Genomic DNA, 20,531 nt, shown 5'->3' on the forward strand with positions numbered 1-20,531 from the left:
GCTCAGAGACGATCGGCGACGTACTCGGTGAGGTCGACGAGGCGGTTGGAGTAGCCCCACTCGTTGTCGTACCACGCGGAGAGCTTGACCTGGTTGCCCAGGACGCGGAGCAGGCCGGCGTCGAAGATCGACGAGTGCGGGTCGCTCACGATGTCGCTCGAGACGATCTCGTCCTCGGTGTACTTCAGAATGCCCTTGAGGGGACCCTCGGCGGCCTCCTTGTACGCGGCCTTGACCTCTTCGACCGTGACAGGGGTCTTGGTCTCGACCGTGAGGTCGGTGATCGAGCCGGTCGGGATCGGGACGCGGAGCGCGAAGCCATCGAGCTTGCCCTTGAGCTCGGGGAGGACGAGGCCGATGGCCTTGGCCGCACCGGTGGAGGTCGGGACGATGTTGACCGCGGCGGCACGGGCACGACGGAGGTCGCTGTGCGGGCCGTCCTGCAGGTTCTGGTCGGCCGTGTAGGCGTGGACCGTGGTCATGAGACCGCGCTCGATACCGAACTTGTCGTTGAACACCTTGGCGAGCGGCGCGAGGCAGTTCGTGGTGCACGAAGCGTTCGAGATGATGTGGTGGTTCGCGGCGTCGTAGTCCTGCTCGTTGACACCCATGACGAACGTGGCGTCCTCGCCCGAGGCGGGAGCCGAGATGAGGACCTTCTTGGCGCCGGCCTCGATGTGCTTGCGCGCGTCGTCGGCCTTGGTGAAGCGGCCGGTCGACTCGATGACGATGTCCACTCCGAGCTCGCCCCACGGGAGGTTAGCGGGATCGCGCTCGGCGAACACCTTGATGGCCTTCCCGTCGACGGTGATCTTCTCGTCGTCGAACTCGACGGTGGCGTCGAGGCGGCCGGTGATCGAGTCGTACTTCAACAGGTGGGCGAGCGTCTTGTTGTCCGTGAGGTCGTTGACCGCGACGATCTCGATGTCGCTGCCCTTGGCGAGGGCGGCGCGGAGGTAGTTGCGGCCGATTCGACCGAACCCGTTGATACCGATCTTTACTGACAAGAGTGACTCCTGTTTATGTGGCGCGTACGCGCTGTTGTCTGTCCGAGTGGACGGGGTGTGGGGTCCGACGCGACGTCACGGTCATCGCCGGAGAAGAACGGGCCGCCCGGGGTGGAGCCCGGGGCGGCCCGATCGATTAAGACAGTACCAGCAGGCCGTCGGTCTTCTCACGCGCCGTGGTGAAGCGCGCCTGAACGTTCGACCAGTCGACGATGTTCCAGAAGGCCTTCACGTAGTCCGCGCGCACGTTCTGGTAGTCGAGGTAGTAGGCATGCTCCCACACGTCCAGCATGAGCAGCGGGACGAGACCGAGAGGGACGTTGCCCTGCTGGTCGAAGAGCTGGAAGACGCTGATGCGCTGTCCGATGACGTCCCACGCGAGGACCGACCAGCCGGAGCCCTGCACTCCCATGGCCGTGGCCGTGAAGTGGGCCTGGAAGGCGTCGAACGAGCCGAACGCGTCGTCGAGAGCCGCGGCGAGTTCACCCGTGGGCTTGTCGCCACCGTTCGGGGACATGTTCGTCCAGAAGATGGAGTGGTTCACGTGTCCGCCGAGGTTGAACGCGAGGTCCTTCTCGAGCTTGTTCACGTTCGCGAAGTTGCCGCTCTCGCGCGCCTCCGCTAGCTGTGCGAGAGCGGTGTTCGCGCCCGTCACGTAGGTCTGGTGGTGCTTCGAGTGGTGCAACTCCATGATGCGTCCCGAGATGCTCGGTTCCAACGCGCTGTAGTCGTAAGCCAGATCGGGAAGTGTGTATTCAGCCATTGATATCTCCTCTTTCTTAGCCCTTCACCCGAGTCGGCGGAGGGCCTTGAGCGACATGTCGAGTCTACTCGCGTGCGGCCCCGCCCGCCCCGCTTCCGAGGGTATCGAGGACGAGGGGAGGACGATCGGCCGGGTGGCCTCTCCCGGCCTCCCGAGATCAGAGGTCGTCGAGGTCGGGAGGCAGATTGGCCGAGGTGCCCGGAAGGCCGAGGTCGGAGGCCTTCTTGTCGGCCATCGCCAGGAGCCGCCGGATGCGACCGGCGATGGCGTCCTTGGTCATGGGAGGGTCTGCGTGGTGGCCGAGCTCGTCGAGACTCGACTCCCGGTGGGCGAGCCGGAGCCGGCCCGCGTACGCGAGGTGCTCTGGCACGTCGTCGGCGAGGATGTCCATGGCGCGCTCGACGCGAGCGCACGCAGCGACGGCCGCCTGAGCGGAGCGGCGGAGGTTGGCGTCGTCGAAGTTGACGAGTCGGTTCGCCGTCGCACGGACCTCTCGCCGCTGACGCATGGCCTCCCACGACGCGACGGTCTCGGCCGCGCCCATGAGGGAGAGGAGGGCGCTGATCGCCTCGCCATCTCGGACGACGACCCGGTTCACGCCGCGGACCTCGCGGGCCTTCGCGGTGACTCCCAGCCGACCGGCGGCACCGACGAGCGCCATGGCGGACTCGTTGCCCGGGCAGGTGACCTCGAGGGCGGACGACCGGCCGGGATCCGTCAACGAGCCGGCTGCCAGGAAGGCGCCGCGCCACACGGCCGCGATCTCGTCTCGCGAACCCGTCGTGAGCCGGTTCGGCAGGCCCCTGACCGGCCGACGGCGTGCGTCCAGGAGACCGGTCTGCCGCGCCAGTGTCTCGCCGCCGTCGATGACCCGCACGAGGTAGTACGGAGTACGTCGGGACCCGGACGGCGAGACGACGGAGCCCTCGCTGCGCATCCCGTAGAGCTCCGCCAGATCACGGCGAACGCGCGTCGCGAGCTCCGGCGTCTCGAGCTCCGCCTCGATCGCGATGCGGCCAGAGATGACGTGCAGCCCGCCGCTGAATCGGAGAATGGAGGCGAGTTCCGCCGCGCGCACCGAGGTGCGGGTCTCCTGCACGCGGGTGAGCTCCGCCTTGACATCCGTCGTGAGGGCCAATCTTCGTCCTTCGTCCTTCGTGTTCCGATCGGGGTCGCGTCTGCGCGACCCGACTATTCGCGACCGAGGTCGCGGTGGGTGAGGGTCACGGCCACACCCTCGAGGTCGCCGAGCCGTGCCGCCAGGTACTCGGTCATCGCCACAGAGCGGTGTTTGCCTCCCGTGCACCCGAGGGCGACCACGGCGTGACGCTTGTTCTCGCGCTGGTACCCGTCGAGAACCGGAATCAGCGCCTCGAAGTAGTGGTCGAGAAACTCCGTCGCCCCTTCGCGACTCAGCACGTACTCGCTGACCGCCTCGTCGAGCCCGGTGAGCGGCTTGAGCTCCGGTACCCAGAACGGGTTGGGGAGGAACCGCGCGTCGGCCACCATGTCGGCGTCCGCCGGGAGCCCGTACTTGAAGCCGAAGCTCATGACCGTGAGGTGCAGGGAGGGTGCGCTGTCGTCGGAGAAGAGCGTCCTGATCTTCGTCGCGAGCTGGTGGATGTTGAAGTCCGAGGTGTCGACGACCGTATCGCTGGACTCGCGGATGGCGGCGAGGCGGCCGCGTTCGATGCGGATGCCGTCGACGATCGTGCCGGACCCCTGCAGAGGGTGGGGACGACGGACGGCCTCGAAACGGCGCACGAGAGCGGCGTCGGAGGCGTCGAGGAAGAGGACGCGGACGTGGGTTCCCTCCCGCATGCTCTGCACGATGTCCTGAAGGGCCGCGAAGAAGTCGCGTCCACGCACGTCGACGACCGCCGCGATCTTCGGGATCGCGCCTTCTGCGCGTTCGGCCAGGTCCGTGAGCGGACGGAGCATCTGCGGCGGCAGGTTGTCGACGACGTACCAGTCGAGGTCCTCGAGGACGTTCGCCGCCGTGGATCGTCCAGCGCCCGACATCCCGGTCACGACGAGCACCTGCTGGGGCGTCGGACTCTCCTCGACCATCCCCACCCCGTTCCTGTGCACCGCTCGATGAACTCCGGTCCAGCCTAGTCACTCCTCAGCCGGTCGTGGACGGCCGTTGCGAGCTGTGGACCGATCCCCTTCACCTCGGCGATCTCGTCCGACGAGGCCGCCTTGAGACGCGATACCGACCCGAAAGCGGTGAGGAGTTGCTTGACCCGCGAGGGCCCGAGACCCGGGATCTCGCCGAGCACAGAGGTGATGTCCCGCTTCCGCCGCTGCCGCTGATAGCTGATGGCGAAGCGATGCGCCTCGTCCCGGACACGCTGGATGAGGAAGAGGGCCTCGCTCCCCCGCGGCAGGATCACCGGGTAGTCGCTGCCGGGGACCCAGATCTCCTCGAGACGCTTCGCGATGCCGGCGAGGGTGATTCCCTCGACGCCCGACTCCTCGAGCGCACGCTGGGCCGCCCCGACCTGCGGCAGGCCACCGTCGACGAGGAGGAGCTGCGGAGGGTAGGCGAACTTCTTCGGCTTGGCGATCGCGTCCACCTCGCCGTCGGCGAGGGGATCCGGTGTCTCCGCGGGCGCGTCCGGGTCGGGCGCCCCGCGCAGATAGGCGAGCCGCCGCGTGAGCACCTGGTGGATCGAGTCCGTGTCGTCGGTCGAGGATGCGATCGAGAATCGCCGGTACTGGTCCTTACGTGGCAGTCCGTCCTCGAACACCACCATGGATGCCACGATGTTCGTGCCCGAGAGGTGGGAGACGTCGTAGCACTCGATTCGGAGCGGCGCCTCGTCCATATCGAGCGCCTCACGGATGTCGCCGAGGGCGTTGGATCGGGCGACGAAGTCGCCGCTACGCCGCATCTTGTAGAGCTGGAGCGAATGCTTCGCATTGACGACGGCCGTGTCCATGAGCGCGACCTTCTCGCCCCGCATCGGGACCTGCACCTTCACCTTGCCCCGGCCTCGCCGAGCTCCGAGGAGTGCCGCGAGTTCGTCCACGTCGTCGGGGACGGCGGGGACGTAGATCTCCTTCGGAATGCTGTCTCGTCCCGCGTCCGCGTAGACGCGGAGGAGCGTCTGCTCGACGAGCTGCGCCGTCTCCATGTCGAGCTCCTTGTCGACCGTCCAGGAGCGCACACCACGGATGCGTCCGCCGCGGACGATGAACTGCTGAACGGCCGCGGACAGCTCGTCGTGTTCGATACCGAAGACGTCGGCATCGACGCGATCCGCGAGCACGACGGCGCTCTTCTCGAGCACGGCCTCCAGCGCGAGCAGGCGATCGCGGTAGCGTGCCGCGGACTCGTAGTCCTGCTGCTCCGCCGCCTTCTTCATCTTCTTCGTGGCGTCGGTGACGAATCGTCGATCGTGCCCCGACATGAACGCGACGAAGTCGTCGACGATCGCCCGGTGCTCCTCGATGGTCACCCGACCGGAACACGGGCCGCCGCATCGCCCGATCTGCCCCGGGAAGCAGGGCCGACCGGACTGCATCGCTCGCTTGTAGTTTGAATCCGAACACGTTCTGATCGGAAACGCCTTGATCATGAGGTCGACGGTGTCGTGCACGGCCCAGATCTTCGGATACGGGCCGAAGTACTTGGCGCCGCGGATGCGGGTGTTCCGCGTGACCATCACGCGTGGGGCCTCGTCGCCGAGGGTGATCGCCATGAAGGGATAGGTCTTGTCGTCGCGGAACTTCACGTTGAACGGCGGATCGAACTCCTTGATCCACGTGTACTCGAGCTGTAGCGCCTCGATGTCGGAACCGACGACGGTCCAGACGACGCCCGTGGCCGAGGTGACCATGCGCCGGGTCCGTTCGTGCAGCGTATGCAGCGGGGCGAAGTAGTTCGACAGCCGGGCGCGCAGGTTCTTCGCCTTGCCGACGTAGAGGACCCGCCCGCCGTCCCCCGTGAACCGGTACACGCCCGGCTCTGTGGGGATCTCACCGGCTTTCGGTCGATAGGTACGTGGATCCGCCATCCTCAACCGGCCTTGCGCGCGAGCTTCCGCTCGGCGTCGAAGATCTCCTTCAGGAAGACGCCGGTGTGGCTCTTCTTGACGGCGGCGATCTTCTCAGGGGTACCGACGGCGAGCACCTTGCCGCCACCCGCGCCACCCTCGGGGCCCATGTCGACGAGCCAGTCCGCCGACTTGATGACATCGAGGTTGTGCTCGATGACGATCACGGTGTTGCCCTTGTCCACGAGGCTTCCGAGCACGAGGAGCAGCTTGCGGACGTCCTCGAAGTGAAGTCCCGTCGTGGGCTCGTCGAGCACGTAGACGCTGCGCCCGTTCGTACGACGCTGCAGCTCGGTGGCGAGCTTGACCCGCTGCGCCTCTCCTCCCGAGAGCGTCGTGGCGCTCTGGCCGAGACGGACGTACCCGAGCCCGACGTCGACGAGGGTCTTCAGGAAGCGGTGGATCGAGGAGATCGGCTCGAAGAACTCCGCGGCTTCCGCGATCGGCATGTCGAGGACCTCGGCGATGTTCTTCCCCTTGTAGTGCACCGTCAGGGTGTCGCGGTTGTACCGCGCTCCCCCGCAGACCTCACAGGCGACGTAGACGTCCGGCAGGAAGTTCATCTCGATCTTGATCGTGCCGTCTCCGGAACACGCCTCGCAGCGGCCTCCCTTGACGTTGAAGCTGAAACGGCCCGGCTGGTAGCCGCGGGTCTTCGCCTCCACCGTCTCGGAGAAGAGCGTCCGGATGCGATCGAACACACCTGTGTACGTGGCCGGATTGGACCGGGGGGTGCGACCGATGGGCGCCTGGTCGACGTGGATCACCTTGTCGAGCTGCTCGAGCCCCGTCACCCGTGTGTGTTTGGCCGGGACCTTGCGGGCTCCGTTGAGCTTGTTGGCGAGGACACGGTAGAGCACGTCGTTGACGAGCGACGACTTCCCGGATCCGCTCACTCCCGTCACCGCTGTGAAGACGCCGAGCGGGAAGTCGACGGTCACGTTCCGGAGGTTGTTGGCCGACGCCCCGACGACGGAGATCATCCGTTCCGGGTCGATCTCGCGCCGCTTCTCGGGCGTCTCGATGGACTTGCGTCCCGAGAGGTAGTCGCCCGTGAGCGACTTCCGCTCGGCCACGAGCGACTCGTAGTCACCCGAGTGCACGACGGTTCCGCCGTTGACGCCGGCGCCCGGTCCGATGTCGACGATCCAGTCTGCCGTGCGGATCGTGTCCTCGTCGTGCTCGACGACGATGAGCGTGTTGCCGAGGTCGCGCAGCTTGATGAGCGTCTCGATCAGTCGCCGATTGTCGCGCTGGTGAAGCCCGATGCTGGGCTCGTCGAGCACGTAGAGCACCCCGGTGAGACCGGAACCGATCTGCGTCGCCAGGCGGATGCGCTGGGCCTCGCCGCCCGAGAGCGAACCCGCCGATCGAGCGAGGTCGAGGTAGCCGAGGCCCACCTCGTTGAGGAAGTCGAGCCGCAGCTTGATCTCGCGCAGCACCTGGGCTGCGATCTTCGCCTCGCGCTCCGTGAGGTCGAGCCGGTCCATGAACGCCCGCGCGTCCTCGAGGCTGAGGAGCGAGACGTCGGCGATGTTCTCACCGTGGATGAGGACCGAGAGGACCTCGGGCTTGAGCCGCTTGCCCTGGCACACGTCGCACGGCACCTCGCGGAGGTACTCAGACCAACGGGACCGCTGCACGTCCGTCTCGGCCTGCAGGTACTGGCGCTCGATGTAGGGCATGACGCCCTCGAAGCCGGAGGAGTAGCTCATCTCGCGGCCGTAGCGGTTGCGCCACTTGACCTTGACCTTGAAGTTCTCTCCGCGCAGGACGGCCTCTCGGACACGCTCCGGGAGCTTCTTCCACGGGGTGTCGAGCGAGAAGTCCAGGTCGCGCGACAGCCCGTCGAGGAGCTTCTCGTAGTACTGGTAGAGCCCCTTGCCCTGGGTGGTCCAGGGGATGATGACACCCTCGTTGAGGCTGAGGGTGTCGTCGCCGAGCAGGAGTTCGTCGTCCACCGCCATGCGCGTTCCGAGGCCCGAGCACTCCGGGCACGCACCGAAGGGAGCGTTGAACGAGAAGGTGCGCGGCTCGATCTCGGTGAGCTGGATGGGGTGGTTGTTCGGGCATGAGAGCTTCTCGGAGTAAGTGATCGTCCCCTCGGGGCCCTCCTCGTCCACGAAGTTGATCTGCACGACGCCGTCGGTCAGCGACAGCGCCGTCTCGAGCGAGTCCGTGAGCCGCGACAGCGCGTCGGGCCCGGCGACGAGCCGGTCGACGACGACGGAGATGTCGTGCTTGTAGGACTTCTTGAGGGTCGGGGGCTCGCTCAGCTGGACCGTTTCGCCGTCGACGACGGCGCGCGCGTATCCCTTCGCCGAGAGCTCCTGGAAGAGATCGACGAACTCGCCCTTCTTCTGCGAGACGACGGGGCTCATGACCATGTAGCGCGTGCCGGTCTCGAGCTCCATGAGCTGATCGGCGATCTGCTGCACGGTCTGGCGTTGGATGCGCTCGCCGCACACCGGGCAGTGCGGGATACCGACGCGGGCCCAGAGGAGACGCATGTAGTCGTAGACCTCGGTGATCGTGCCCACCGTCGATCGCGGATTGCGGTTGGTCGACTTCTGGTCGATCGAGACCGCCGGGCTCAGCCCCTCGATGAAGTCGACGTCGGGTCGGTCGACCTGCCCGAGGAACTGCCGGGCGTATGCCGAGAGCGATTCGACGTAGCGGCGCTGACCCTCGGCGAAGATCGTGTCGAAGGCGAGGGACGACTTCCCCGACCCCGACAGGCCCGTGAACACCACGAGGGAATCACGGGGAATGTCGAGATCGACGTTCTGGAGATTGTGCACACGGGCACCACGGACACTGAGCTGCGCGCTCTGCTTTACGGGGGAAATCGACACCTCGAAAGTCTACGGGGACCCACCGACACTGGGTCCCCGAGGCTGCTCGCCCTCCGCGAACGACGACGCGCGGGTACACTTCGCCGGTCCGCCCTACGACGAGATGTGGCCGGCCTTCTCCATCTGCCGGAGCTCCCTCTTGAGCTCGGAGACCTCGTCGCGCAGACGACCCGCGAGCTCGAACTTGAGCTCGGCGGCGGCCGAGAGCATCTGGGCGTTGAGATCGGCGATGATCGTCTCGAGATCGTTCGCCCCCTCCGCGGCGAGCCCTTGTCGACGGAGGTTCGGAACCGGGCTCTTCTTCTTCCCGTCGCGACCGGCGAGAAGCCGCGCCGTGTCCTCGCCCTCGCGCGCCAGCATGCCCGTGATGTCCGCGATCTTCTTACGGAGCGGAGTGGGATCGATGCCGTGCTCGGCGTTGTAGGCGAGTTGCCGATCGCGACGACGGTCGGTCTCCTCGATCGCGCGCTTCATCGAATCCGTCATGACGTCGGCGTACATGTGCACCTCGCCCGAGACGTTTCGAGCGGCACGACCGATGGTCTGGATGAGGGAGGTCGAGGACCGCAGGAATCCTTCCTTGTCGGCATCGAGGATGGCGACGAGGGAGACCTCGGGGAGGTCGAGCCCCTCTCGCAGCAGGTTGATGCCCACGAGCACGTCGTAGACACCGGCGCGGAGTTCGGTCAGGAGCTCGACCCGCCGGAGCGTGTCCACGTCCGAGTGGAGGTAGCGCACCCGCACCCCGGCCTCCGTGAGGAAGTCGGTGAGTTCCTCCGCCATCTTCTTCGTGAGGGTCGTGACGAGGACGCGTTCGTCCTTCTCCGCCCGCGCGACGATCGACTCGAGGAGGTCGTCGATCTGGCCCTTCGAGGGCTTCACGATGATCTGCGGGTCGACGAGGCCGGTCGGGCGGATGATCTGCTCGACGACGCCGTCCGCGATGCCCATCTCGTAGCGACCGGGCGTCGCCGACAGGTAGACGGTCTGCCCGACGCGGCTCTTGAACTCGTCCCACTTCAGCGGACGGTTGTCCATGGCACTCGGCAGACGGAAGCCGTGCTCGACGAGCGTGCGCTTCCGTGATGCGTCGCCCTCGAACATCGCGCCGATCTGCGGGACCGTGACGTGCGACTCGTCGATCACGACGAGGAAGTCGTCGGGGAAGTAATCGAGCAGGCAGTTGGGCGCCTGCCCGGGTGCCCGGCCGTCGATGTGTCGCGAGTAGTTCTCGATTCCGGAGCAGAACCCGATCTGCTGCATCATCTCGAGGTCGAAGGTCGTGCGCATGCGCAGCCGTTGCGCCTCGAGGAGCTTGTTCTGCTTCTCGAGCTCGGCCAGCCGCTCCTCGAGCTCCACCTGGATCGTGGCGATCGCACGCTGCATGGTCTCGGGGCTGGCCGCGTAGTGGGTGGCCGGGAAGATCGACACCGAATCGAGCTTCTTGACCACGTCGCCCGTGAGCGGGTGGAGCGCGTACAGGGCCTCGATCTCGTCCCCGAACATCTCGATCCGGATGGCGAGCTCTTCGTAGACGGGGATGATCTCGATCGTGTCGCCCCTGACCCGGAAGTTGCCGCGGGAGAAGTCGACGTCGTTGCGGTTGTACTGCATGCCGACGAAGGACCGGATGAGACGGTCGCGGCCGACCGAGTCGCCGACGTGGAGCGCGACCATGGCCTCCAGGTACTCCTCCGCCGCGCCGAGTCCATAGATGCACGAGACGGTCGACACCACGATCACGTCGCGCCGAGACAGGAGCGAGTTCGTCGTGGAGTGCCGGAGCCTCTCGACCTCGGAGTTGATGGACGAATCCTTCTCGATGAAGGTGTCCGTCTGGGGGACGTAGGCCTCTGGCTGGTAGTAGTCGTAGTACGACACGAAGTACTCGACCGAGTTGTTGGGCATGAGCTCGCGGAACTCGTTCGCGAGCTGAGCGGCCAGGGTCTTGTTATGCGCCAGGACGAGGGTGGGGCGCTGCGTCGCCTCGATGAGCCACGCGGTGGTCGCCGACTTGCCCGTTCCCGTCGCACCGAGGAGGACGACGTCGGTCTCACCGGCGTTGATCCGTCCCGCGAGCTCGGCGATGGCCGCCGGCTGGTCGCCGCTCGGCTTGTACTCGCTGACGACCTCGAAGGGGTTCACGGAGCGTGTCGGTTGCATGACTCCAGTCTAAATCCCGCCACCGACACCGGGTCCGGATCCGACGATCAGGACTCGGTGCCCCGGCTGATCCGGATGTCCTCGGTGGTCCGGGCGGCCGTCGCGACCACGGCGGAGAGAGCTCGAGCGGCATCGACCGCGGGGAGACGGTCGAGGGTCGGGACGTGCACGAACCCTCCGCGTCGATCCGGCTCGTCGTCGATGAGATGCATGAGGGAGAAGAACACGTGGTTGCATACGAACGTGCCGGCGGTGTTCGAGACCCCCGAGGCGACACCCACGCCGTCGATCGCCGCGGCGCAGGCCTTGATGGGCAGCCGGGACAGGTAGGCCGTCGGCGCTCCCTCCACGATCGTCCGATCGATCGGACGCGCTCCCGCGTTGTCGGCGATCCGGGCGTCATCGAGGTTCACGGCGATGCGCTCGAGGTCGACGCTCACGCGTCCCCCTGCCTCCCCGACGGCGATGACCACATCCGGTCGCTCCCTGTCGATGAGGGACGCGAGGACGCGAGACGCATCGTCGAACACGCACGGCAGCGTCGCCCGGACGACCTCGACGTCGCCCACGCGATCCGGGAGGAGCGCGACGGCCTCCGCCGAGGCGTTGACGGTCGATCCCCCGAAGGGCTCGAAGCACGTCACGAGGACCCGCGTCATCGTCGGCCGGTCGTCAGATCGTGCCAGAGCGCGTCGACCTGCTCGTCCGTGTGCTCGAGCGTGCCCGTCGTGTCGATGAGAACGTCGGCGACCCGCCGCCGCTCGCCATCGCTCGCCTGTGCGGCCACGCGCCGACGGGCCTCCTCTGGATCGAGACCGCGGCGGGAGATCAGCCGTTCGGTCCGGGTGTCCGCGTCGGCGTCGGCGACGACGACCAGGTCGAAATCGTGATCCACCCCTGTCTCGACGAGCAGCGGGACGTCGTAGACGGCGATCGCGTGAGGATCGGAGCGACCGATCTCCGCGAGCCGGGCAGCCGCCAGTCGGCGCACCTCCGGGTGCACGATGCCGTTGAGGTCGAGTCGCGCTGACTCGTCCGCGAAGACGATCGCTCCGAGGGCCGCCCGATCGAGGGACCCGTCGGGCGCGAGGACGCTCGGCCCGAAGCGCTCGGCCACCTGCGCGAGCCCGGGGCTCCCCGTGGCGACGGCCTCGCGCGACAGGAGATCGGCGTCGACGACGGAGGCGCCGAGCGAGGCGAGCCGCCGGGAGATAGTGGACTTGCCCGACGCGATGCCGCCCGTGAGCGCGATGACGCGCATGGGTCAGCGGGCCGCGAGCTGGGTCTCGAGGTAGGTGGTCGCCACGGAGCGTGCCTCGTCGAGCAGCCAGGCGTCACCGTCCGGCTCGGCGTCGAACGCGAGCCGCTGCAGAGCGCGGGAGAGCTCGATCGCGACCGCGACGCGAGCGGTCCACGCCTCGTCGGACGGCAACTCGAATTGAGCCAGCTGGCCGACGACGGCGTCGATGTACGACGTCGTGCGCAGGGTGTACTTCTCCTGGCTCTCTTCATCGGCCAGCACCTGGTACTGCGTGGCCCGGTAGCCGGGAACGGTGCGACGGGCGACGACGTTGGTTTCCGTGAGGATGTCGAAGGCCTGCTGCCACGTCGTGGGCTCGGCGGCCGTGAGGGCCTCGATGCACATCTCGACGTAGCGCTTGGTCATGTAGTCGTACACGCCCAGCATGAGGGCGACGCGGTCGGGGAAGAACCGGTAGACCGTTCCGATCGCCATCTCGGCGCGCTTCGCGACCTCGGCCGTCGTGACACCCGCGTGTCCGGTCTCGTCGATGATCTCGCCGCACACGCGGAGGATCGTCTCGAGGCTCAGCCTGCTGCGCTCCTGCTGCGGGCTGTTGCGGAGGTCGGCGGACTCGGCGTAGTCGAGGGCGAGGAACCGCCGCAATGGGTCGACATTCACTACGTTCAGGTCCTTCTCGTTGGTTCGAGTGATGAGCACGGAAACCTCTGGGTGTGGGGCGGAAGTACACGCTTACCCTAGCATCAGCGTGCCCGGGGGCCGGTCGGAGCGACACGCACGCCGACGGCGCGGACTCGACGCCCATCGCCGGGTCCCGAACACACGAGAGGCCCGCACAGCCCGGACGGATCCGGGCCACACGGGCCTCAGGTCGTCCGGCCGGACACGAGGTCCGGCCGGACGGGTGCTACTCAGGAGTTGCTGGACAGCTTCTCGCGCAGAGCGGCGAGCGACTCGTCGTCAGCGAGCGTGCCCGCACCGGCGGTCTCGCTCGAGAACGCCGAACCGGCAGAGCTGGTGCTCTCGATGGACGACTCCTCGGCGGCGGCCGTAGCCACCTGGCGCTTGTGAGCCTCCCAGCGGCCCTGGGCTGCGGCGTAGTCCCGCTCCCATGCCTCGCGCTGGGTCTCGAAGCCTTCCTTCCACTCGTTGGTCTCCGAGTCGAAGCCCTCGGGGTACTTGTAGTTCCCCTGCTCGTCGTACTCGGTGAGCATTCCGTAGAGTGCCGGGTCGAACTCGGTGCCCTCGGGGTCGACGCCCTCGTTGGCCTGCTTGAGCGACAGCGAGATGCGGCGACGCTCGAGGTCGATGTCGATGACCTTGACGAAGACCTCTTCGCCGACGGACACGACCTGCTCAGCGAGCTCGACGTGCTTGCCGGAGAGCTCGGAGATGTGGACGAGGCCCTCGATGCCGTCGGCGACGCGGACGAACGCGCCGAACGGGACGAGCTTCGTGACCTTACCCGGGGCGACCTGACCGATCGCGTGGGTACGGGCGAAGACCTGCCACGGGTCCTCCTGCGTGGCCTTGAGCGAGAGCGACACGCGCTCGCGGTCGAGGTCCACCTCGAGGATCTCGACGGTGACCTCCTGGCCGACCTCGACGACCTCGGACGCGTGCTCGATGTGCTTCCAGCTGAGCTCCGAGACGTGGACGAGACCGTCGACGCCGCCGAGGTCCACGAACGCACCGAAGTTGACGATCGAGGACACGACGCCCTTGCGGACCTGGCCCTTCTGGAGGTTGTTCAGGAAGGTCGTACGGCTCTCGGACTGCGTCTGCTCGAGGAGCGCGCGACGCGACAGGACCACGTTGTTGCGGTTCTTGTCGAGTTCGAGGATCTTGGCCTCGATCTCCTGGCCGAGGTACGGCGTGAGGTCGCGAACGCGGCGCAGCTCGATGAGCGAAGCCGGGAGGAAGCCACGGAGTCCGATGTCGACGATGAGACCGCCCTTGACGACCTCGATGACGGATCCGGTGACGACGCCGTCGGCGTCCTTGATCTTCTCGACGTCTCCCCATGCACGCTCGTACTGAGCACGCTTCTTGGAGAGGATGAGGCGACCTTCCTTGTCCTCCTTCTGGAGGACGAGGGCTTCGACGCTGTCGCCGACCTTGACGACCTCGGTGGGGTCGACGTCGTGCTTGATCGAAAGTTCGCGCGAGGGGATGACACCCTCGGTCTTGTATCCCACGTCGAGGAGGACCTCGTCGCGGTCGATCTTCACTACGGTGCCTTCGATGAGGTCACCGTCGTTGAAGAACTTCAGAGTCTTCTCGACCGCGGCAAGGAAGTCTTCAGCAGAGCCGATGTCGTTGATAGCGACCTGCTTGGTTGCCTTTTCGGTCGTTGCGGTTGTCATGTAGTGGGTGCTCCAGTATGGACGGATATCAGGCCGGGCGCGCGTGGTGATGATGAGTGCACGCCGGGCAGGCGGATGGGATGTCGCAAGTGCGACATTCCATCATAGACACCCCTCAGGCCGACGACCAAGCACCCCGGGCGATTCGGCGTGGTTCCGTCCGAGGAGAAGGAGGGCGGAGTCTCCCCCTCTCCCTCCTTCTCCTTCTCCTCGGTCGGGTGTCAGGCGACGAGTGCGCGTCAGCCGACCAGCGCGCGGCGCAGGGTGTCGAGTCCGACGCCGCCGAGGTCGAGCGCCCGCTTGTGGAACGACTTCATGTCGAAGGCCTCCCCCTCGCGGGCCTTCGACTCGTCGCGGATCTGCTCCCAGATCCGCTGGCCGACCTTGTAGGACGGCGCCTGGCCCGGCCAGCCGAGGTAGCGGTTGACCTCGAAGCGCACAAAGCCGGCGTTCATGTTGACGTTGCGTCCCATGAAGTCGAACGCGTGCTCGGCCGTCCACGGTCCCGAGCCGTCCGGCAGCTGCTTCTCGAGGTGCACGCCGATGTCGAGCACGACGCGGGCGGCCCGCATCCGCTGACCGTCGAGCATCCCGAGTCGGTCGGCGGGGTCGTCGAGGTAGCCGAGCTCCTGCATGAGCCGCTCGGCGTAGAGCGCCCAGCCCTCCGCGTGACCCGAGGTCCCGGCGAGCTGCCGCCTCCATGTGTTGAGGAGCGCCCGGTTGTAGACGGCCTGCCCGATCTGCAGGTGGTGGCCGGGGATTCCCTCGTGATAGACCGTCGTCAGCTCGCGCCAGGTGTCGAACTCCTCCACACCCTCGGGCACCGACCACCACATCCGACCCGGCCGGGAGAAGTCGTCGGACGGGCCCGTGTAATAGATCCCGCCCTCCTGGGTCGGCGCGATCATGCACTCGAGCGCACGGATCTGTTCGGGGATGTCGAAGTGGGAACGGGAGAGTTCGGCGACGGCGCGGTCGCTCGTCTCCTGCATCCAGGTGCGGAGGGCATCCGTACCGTGCAGCTTCCTCGACGGATCGCGGTCGAGGAACTCGATCGCCTCGAGCACTCCGGCGCCCGGCTTGATCTGACCGGCGATCGATTCCTGCTCGGCGACCATGCGCGCCAACTCCTCGATGCCCCACTCGTACGTCTCGTCGAGGTCGATCGTGGCTCCGAGGAACTTGCGCGACTGGATCGCGTAGAGCTCGCGTCCCACGGCGTCCTTCTCACCCGCGGCCGGCTCGAGTTCGCGCGCGAAGAAGTCAGCGAGCTCCTGATAGGCGACGGCGGCCTCTCCCGCCCGTCCGGTGAGCTGGCTCGCCAGCGACGCCGGGAGCTGTCCGGTCTCCGGCGAGGCGTTGGCGGCGAGACCTGCGAAGAATCCGTCAGAATCGGCGAGCTTCTTGGCCTGCTCGAAGACCTCGCGCACCTGACGCTTGGCCGGCACGATCCCTCGCCGGATACCCTCGCGGAGCGACGCGATGTAGCCGTCGATGGCTCCCGCGACGTTTCCGAGCCGCACGGAGACGACCTCCCAGTCATCGACGGTGGACGTCGGCATGAGGTCGAAGACCTCCCGGATGTCTTGCGCGGGCGACGCGATCACGTTGACGTCGCGGAGGTGCATACCGGCCTCGCGCTCCTCGAGATCGAGGGCGAGGGAGTCACGGAGATCGGCCTTCGTGACCTCGTCGACGGCGTCCGTCGGGGCGAGGGAGTCGAGGGCCGAGATCGTCCGCCGGGCGGCGTCCGCGTAGGCCTCGGCGCCGGCGGGAGACAGGTCACCGTATCCACCCGAGTCGGGCATCCCTCCGATCCACACCGCGAGGCGCGGCTCGAGGTCGGCGAGCGTCGTGACCCAGCCTTCGGCGACGGCATCGATCGCGGACGGGGTGCGCTCGGGCGGGGCGCCCGCCGCCCCGGTCCCGTCGGAACCGGACGTGTATGCGTTGTCAGTCATGATCGCGAGCCTATGTCGCGAGCGGAGCGCCCTGCAATGCGGAGCCCGCGCTCCGCGACCCGGGTGACGCTCCTCAGTGCGCGGCGGCGTCCCAGTCGGTTCCGTGACCGAGCTGCACCTCGAGAGGCACGGTGAGGTCCGCTGCACCCGCCATGCGGGTGGTCACGATCTCCTCGACCTCATCGGACTCGGAGGAGTCCACCTCGAAGATCAGTTCGTCGTGCACGGTCATGAGCATGCGCGACCGGAGTCCGCGGCTCGTGAGGTCCTGCTCCACACGCATCATCGCGAACTTCATGATGTCGGCCGCCGATCCCTGGATGGGCGAGTTGAGCGCGGCGCGTTCCGCGTTGTCCCGCAGGACCCGGTTGGGGCTCGAGAGGTCGGGGAACGGCCGCCGGCGACCGAAGATCGTCGTCGTGTACCCGTCGACCTTCGCCTGCACGACGACGTCCCTCAGGTAGTCGCGCACCGCGCCGAAGCGCTCGAAGTAGTCGGTCATGAGGACCTTGGCCTCGGACTGCTCGATGCGGAGCTGCTTCGACAACCCGAAGGCGCTGAGGCCGTAGGCGAGACCGTAGGACATCGCCTTCACCTTGGTGCGCATGAGGTTCGTGACGTCCGCGGGCTCCACACCGAAGATGCGGGCCCCGACGAAGCGGTGCAGGTCCTCCCCCGAGCGGAACGCCTCGATGAGCCCCTCGTCTCGGGAGAGGTGCGCCATGATCCGCATCTCGATCTGCGAGTAGTCGGCCGTGAGCAGGGTGTCGTACCCCTCTCCGACCCGGAACGACTGGCGGATGCGCCGCCCCTCCTCCGTACGGACGGGGATGTTCTGCAGGTTGGGGTCCGTGGACGAGATGCGACCGGTGGCTGTCCCGCTCTGAACGTACCGTGTGTGGATGCGGCCGTCTTCGGCGATCGACTTGTCGAGCGTCTCGACGATCTGACGCAGTTTCGTTGCGTCTCGGTGCTGGAGCAGGAGGTCGAGGAACGGATGCGGGTTGCTCGCCTGGAGGTCGGCGAGGGCACCGGCGTCCGTCGAATAACCGGTCTTGTTCGCCCGGGTCTTCGGCATCTGGAGCTGCTCGAAGAGGACCTCCTGGAGTTGCTTGGGCGAGCCGAGGTTGACCTCGCGTCCGATCTCGGCGAAGGCGCTCGCGGCGAGGTCGGCGGCGCGGGACCCGAGCCCGGCCGACAGGTCGGCGAGCGAGGCGTGGTCGACGGTGACGCCGCGCAACTCCATCGCCGCGATCACGAGGAGGGTCGGCATCTCGATGTCACGGAGGACGCCGAGCGAGCCCGGGTCGAGCGCCGTGCGCAGGTGATCGACGATGCGTCCCGTGTACCAGGCCTCCGTCGCGGCCGAGGGGGCGTCGTCGTCGGGCACGAGCTGGTTCGGGTCCGACGTGGGGAGGTCCTCGTCGAGCAGCTTCCGGGTGAGGTCCGCGAGAGTCGCCTCCTTCCCTCCGGGGGCGAGGAGCCACGCGCCGATCTGGGTGTCGAAGGCGAGTCCGTCGAACGCGATGCCGGCGCGGGCGAGCGCCTTCACCTGCGGCTTGGCATCGTGCATGAGTTTGGGCGCGTCGCTCGCGAGCCACTCCTCGAAAGGCGCGTAGTCGGCCCCGCCCGCCTGCCACGGAAGGAGGACGAGCTCGGTGGCCGACGCGATCCCGGCGGACACGGGGCGGCCGTCGAGCACGTCGATGCGGAGGCCGAGGCCGTCGGGCGACGAGACGACGGATCGGGCGAGCCAGCCGCGCAGTTCCTCGTCGAGGAGATGCTGCGTCGCGGGGATGGTCGCGCGGGTGGCCGATACAGCCGGTTCACCTCCGTCGATACCCTCGAGCGTGAGGACCCGATCGAGCAGCGTGCGGAACTCGAGCCGCGCGAAGACGTCGCGCACCTCCTGCTCGTCGATGGGACGCTTGCCGAGCGAGTCGAGCTGGACGTCGACGGGCGCGTCGGTCACGAGCCGGTTGAGGCGGCGGTTGCGCACCGCGTTCTCCTTGTGCTCCCGGAGGCTCTCCCCCACCTTGCCTGTGATCTTCTCGGCGTTCTCGAGGATGCCGTCGAGGCTGCCGTAGAGGCCCAGCCACTTGACGGCCGTCTTCTCCCCCACCTTGGGCACACCCGGGAGGTTGTCGCTCGTCTCGCCGACGAGCGCCGCGACCTCGGGATACTGGTGCGGCTCGATGCCGTAGCGCTCGCGCACCTTCGCCGGGTCGTAGCGGGTGAGGTCCGAGACACCCTGCCTGGACGGGTAGAGCAGGGTGACGTCGTCGTTGACGAGCTGGATCGTGTCGCGGTCGCCGGAGACGAGCAGCGTGCGGTAACCCTGTTCCGTCGCCCGCACCGAGAGCGTTGCGAGCACGTCGTCGGCCTCGTAGTCCTCGAGGGAGATCGTCGAGATGCTCATGGCCTTCAGAGCGTCTTGGAGGAGGGGCACCTGCCCGATGAACTCGGGAGGAGTCTCGCCGCGCGTGCCCTTGTACTCGGGGTATTCGCGCGTGCGGAAGCTGTAGCGCGAGATGTCGAACGCGACCGCGAGGTGGGTCGGCTTCTCCGCCTTGAGCAGGTTGATGAGCATCGCGATGAAGCCGTGGATGGCGTTCGTGTGCTGGCCGTCCCTGGTCTGGAAACTGTCCACCGGAAGGGCGTAGAACGCCCGGAACGCGAGCGAGTGGCCGTCGATGACGAGGAGGGTAGGCTTTTCGGATTCCGACACACGTCCAGCCTACAAGCCACCTCCGACGGTGCCCGGCTGGCGATCGACTGGAGGCGCTCATGGCCGAGGAACGACACGAGGACGCGATCGATTTCGTGAGGAAGCGGGGCGCGGGTGCGCTCGCCGAGAAGATGGGGATCGAGTTCACCGAGTTCTCCGTCGACCGCTCGGTCGCGACCATGCCGGTCGAGGGGAACACCCAGCCGGCGATGCTCCTCCACGGCGGAGCGTACGTCGTCCTCGGAGAGTCCCTCGGGTCGATGGCCGCCAATCTCTGGGCCGGAGCTGGCCGGCTCGCCGTCGGCATCGACATCAACGCGACGCACACCCGTTCAGCGACCTCCGGCGTCGTCACGGGCGTCTGCACCCCGATCCACCTCGGGCGTTCGCTCACGGTGCACGAGATCGCCGTCACCGACGAGGACGGGCGTCGCTGCTCGACCATCCGCATCACGAACCTCATCAAGGATCGCTGACAAGCGGGACCCTGTGACGACGGAAGCCCCCGGCACCTGACGGTGACGGGGGCTTCCGTGATTGCGTGCGGTGTGCGCTACTTCTTGGCGGCGAGCTGCTCGATGATCGCCTGGGCGACGTCGTGCATCGTCAGGCGGCGGTCCATCGACGCCTTCTGGATCCAGCGGAACGCTTCCGGCTCGGACAGGCCCATCTTCTCGTTGAGCAGGCCCTTGGCCCGGTCCACGAGCTTGCGGGTCTCGAAGCGCTCGACCATGTCGGCGACCTCGGCCTCGAGCGTGATGATCTGCTGGTAGCGGCTGAGCGCGATCTCGATGGCGGGGAGGAGGTCGTTGGGGGTGAACGGCTTCACGACGTACGCGAGAGCGCCGGCCTCGGCCGCCTGCTCCACGAGCTCCTTCTGGCTGAACGCCGTGAGGAGGACGACCGGGGCGATCTGCGCCTCGGTGATGCGCCGGGCCGCGGCGATGCCGTCGAGCTGGGGCATGCGGACGTCCATGACGACGAGGTCGGGTCGCAGCTCCGTCGCGAGAGCGACCGCCGTCTCGCCATCGCCGGCCTCGCCGACGACCTCGAATCCGTTGTCTCGGAGGATCTCGACGATGTCCAGTCGGATCAGGGACTCGTCCTCGGCGACGACGACGCGTCGGGGTGCTGTTGCGGTTGCTTCGTGCTCGGTCACAAGTCGATCCTACGGTAACCTGATCCACGGTGTCGTGCGCCGGTGTGGCGGAATGGCAGACGCGGAGCACTCAAAATGCTTTGTCCGAGAGGGCATGTGGGTTCGAGTCCCACCACCGGTACGAGAAACTCCCCGGAACGGCGCCGATACGATCCGGGAGCGACGACCGCCGGAGCGCACCAAGAAACCCCCGGCCCCACGATCGAG

At 67.3% G+C, this 20,531-nt stretch carries 15 protein-coding genes and 1 tRNA gene; 2 read left to right on the forward strand and 14 right to left on the reverse strand.

What is annotated here, in order from left to right; all coding sequences use genetic code 11:
• Window positions 1–2: 2 nt before the first annotated feature.
• The 13 genes from gap to polA all read right to left on the reverse strand — a co-directional run bounded on the left by gap (window position 3) and on the right by polA (window position 19,165).
• Window positions 3–1,007 (reverse strand): type I glyceraldehyde-3-phosphate dehydrogenase, encoded by a 1,005-nt coding sequence (gene gap, locus ELQ94_RS03710; RefSeq protein ID WP_127047371.1) that lies wholly within the window; start codon window positions 1,005–1,007, stop codon window positions 3–5.
• Window positions 1,008–1,143: 136 nt separating this feature from the next.
• Window positions 1,144–1,770, reverse strand: coding sequence for a superoxide dismutase (locus ELQ94_RS03715; protein WP_127047373.1), 627 nt, complete (start codon window positions 1,768–1,770; stop codon window positions 1,144–1,146).
• A 157-nt stretch (window positions 1,771–1,927) separates the two neighbouring features.
• Window positions 1,928–2,908 (reverse strand): DNA-binding protein WhiA, encoded by a 981-nt coding sequence (whiA, locus tag ELQ94_RS03720; RefSeq protein ID WP_127047375.1) that lies wholly within the window; start codon window positions 2,906–2,908, stop codon window positions 1,928–1,930.
• Between the two features lie 53 nt (window positions 2,909–2,961).
• Window positions 2,962–3,840, reverse strand: coding sequence for an RNase adapter RapZ (gene rapZ, locus ELQ94_RS03725; RefSeq protein ID WP_127047377.1), 879 nt, complete (start codon window positions 3,838–3,840; stop codon window positions 2,962–2,964).
• Between the two features lie 44 nt (window positions 3,841–3,884).
• Window positions 3,885–5,792 carry an excinuclease ABC subunit UvrC gene (uvrC, locus tag ELQ94_RS03730; protein WP_127047379.1) on the reverse strand — a complete coding sequence of 636 codons (1,908 nt, stop codon included), beginning with the start codon at window positions 5,790–5,792 and terminating at the stop codon, window positions 3,885–3,887.
• 2 nt (window positions 5,793–5,794) lie between these two features.
• Window positions 5,795–8,686 carry an excinuclease ABC subunit UvrA gene (uvrA, locus tag ELQ94_RS03735; RefSeq protein WP_127047381.1) on the reverse strand — a complete coding sequence of 964 codons (2,892 nt, stop codon included), beginning with the start codon at window positions 8,684–8,686 and terminating at the stop codon, window positions 5,795–5,797.
• 93 nt (window positions 8,687–8,779) lie between these two features.
• Window positions 8,780–10,849, reverse strand: a complete 2,070-nt coding sequence (gene uvrB, locus ELQ94_RS03740) for an excinuclease ABC subunit UvrB (RefSeq protein WP_127047383.1) — start codon at window positions 10,847–10,849, stop codon at window positions 8,780–8,782.
• A gap of 47 nt (window positions 10,850–10,896) precedes the next feature.
• Complete coding sequence (locus ELQ94_RS03745; protein WP_127047386.1) at window positions 10,897–11,508, reverse strand: pyroglutamyl-peptidase I; 612 nt, start codon at window positions 11,506–11,508, stop codon at window positions 10,897–10,899.
• Entirely contained in the window at window positions 11,505–12,110 is a 606-nt protein-coding gene (gene coaE / locus ELQ94_RS03750) for a dephospho-CoA kinase (RefSeq protein ID WP_127047388.1), read from the reverse strand. The genes ELQ94_RS03745 and coaE overlap by 4 nt, the downstream gene beginning before the upstream one ends.
• A 3-nt stretch (window positions 12,111–12,113) precedes the next feature.
• Window positions 12,114–12,770, reverse strand: coding sequence for a TetR/AcrR family transcriptional regulator (locus tag ELQ94_RS03755; protein ID WP_166404649.1), 657 nt, complete (start codon window positions 12,768–12,770; stop codon window positions 12,114–12,116).
• A gap of 251 nt (window positions 12,771–13,021) precedes the next feature.
• Window positions 13,022–14,476 (reverse strand): 30S ribosomal protein S1, encoded by a 1,455-nt coding sequence (gene rpsA / locus ELQ94_RS03760; protein WP_127047392.1) that lies wholly within the window; start codon window positions 14,474–14,476, stop codon window positions 13,022–13,024.
• Between the two features lie 239 nt (window positions 14,477–14,715).
• Complete coding sequence (locus ELQ94_RS03765) at window positions 14,716–16,437, reverse strand: DUF885 domain-containing protein (protein WP_127047394.1); 1,722 nt, start codon at window positions 16,435–16,437, stop codon at window positions 14,716–14,718.
• A 73-nt stretch (window positions 16,438–16,510) separates the two neighbouring features.
• Entirely contained in the window at window positions 16,511–19,165 is a 2,655-nt protein-coding gene (polA, locus tag ELQ94_RS03770) for a DNA polymerase I (RefSeq protein ID WP_127047396.1), read from the reverse strand.
• Window positions 19,166–19,224: 59 nt separating this feature from the next.
• On the opposite strand from polA, the gene ELQ94_RS03775 reads away from it, so the two are divergent.
• Window positions 19,225–19,641 (forward strand): hotdog fold thioesterase, encoded by a 417-nt coding sequence (locus ELQ94_RS03775; protein WP_127047398.1) that lies wholly within the window; start codon window positions 19,225–19,227, stop codon window positions 19,639–19,641.
• Between the two features lie 77 nt (window positions 19,642–19,718).
• Here ELQ94_RS03775 and ELQ94_RS03780 read toward each other — a convergent pair whose 3' ends face one another.
• Entirely contained in the window at window positions 19,719–20,324 is a 606-nt protein-coding gene (locus ELQ94_RS03780) for an ANTAR domain-containing response regulator (protein WP_127047400.1), read from the reverse strand.
• A 38-nt stretch (window positions 20,325–20,362) separates the two neighbouring features.
• On the opposite strand from ELQ94_RS03780, the gene ELQ94_RS03785 reads away from it, so the two are divergent.
• A tRNA-Leu gene (locus ELQ94_RS03785) sits at window positions 20,363–20,445 on the forward strand.
• Window positions 20,446–20,531: the final 86 nt, after the last annotated feature.

This window comes from Labedella endophytica (assembly GCF_003990045.1).
Lineage (GTDB): Bacteria > Actinomycetota > Actinomycetes > Actinomycetales > Microbacteriaceae > Labedella > Labedella endophytica.

What these genes read in the sequence shown, in the direction of transcription:
- ELQ94_RS03715 (WP_127047373.1), bottom strand. Translation starts at nt 1,770, where the DNA reads ATGGCTGAATACACACTTCCCGATCTGGCTTACGACTACAGCGCGTTG.
- rapZ (WP_127047377.1), bottom strand. Translation starts at nt 3,840, where the DNA reads ATGGTCGAGGAGAGTCCGACGCCCCAGCAGGTGCTCGTCGTGACCGGG.
- uvrC (WP_127047379.1), bottom strand. Translation starts at nt 5,792, where the DNA reads ATGGCGGATCCACGTACCTATCGACCGAAAGCCGGTGAGATCCCCACA.
- uvrB (WP_127047383.1), bottom strand. Translation starts at nt 10,849, where the DNA reads ATGCAACCGACACGCTCCGTGAACCCCTTCGAGGTCGTCAGCGAGTAC.
- ELQ94_RS03745 (WP_127047386.1), bottom strand. Translation starts at nt 11,508, where the DNA reads ATGACGCGGGTCCTCGTGACGTGCTTCGAGCCCTTCGGGGGATCGACC.
- coaE (WP_127047388.1), bottom strand. Translation starts at nt 12,110, where the DNA reads ATGCGCGTCATCGCGCTCACGGGCGGCATCGCGTCGGGCAAGTCCACT.
- rpsA (WP_127047392.1), bottom strand. Translation starts at nt 14,476, where the DNA reads ATGACAACCGCAACGACCGAAAAGGCAACCAAGCAGGTCGCTATCAAC.
- ELQ94_RS03765 (WP_127047394.1), bottom strand. Translation starts at nt 16,437, where the DNA reads ATGACTGACAACGCATACACGTCCGGTTCCGACGGGACCGGGGCGGCG.
- ELQ94_RS03775 (WP_127047398.1), top strand. Translation starts at nt 19,225, where the DNA reads ATGGCCGAGGAACGACACGAGGACGCGATCGATTTCGTGAGGAAGCGG.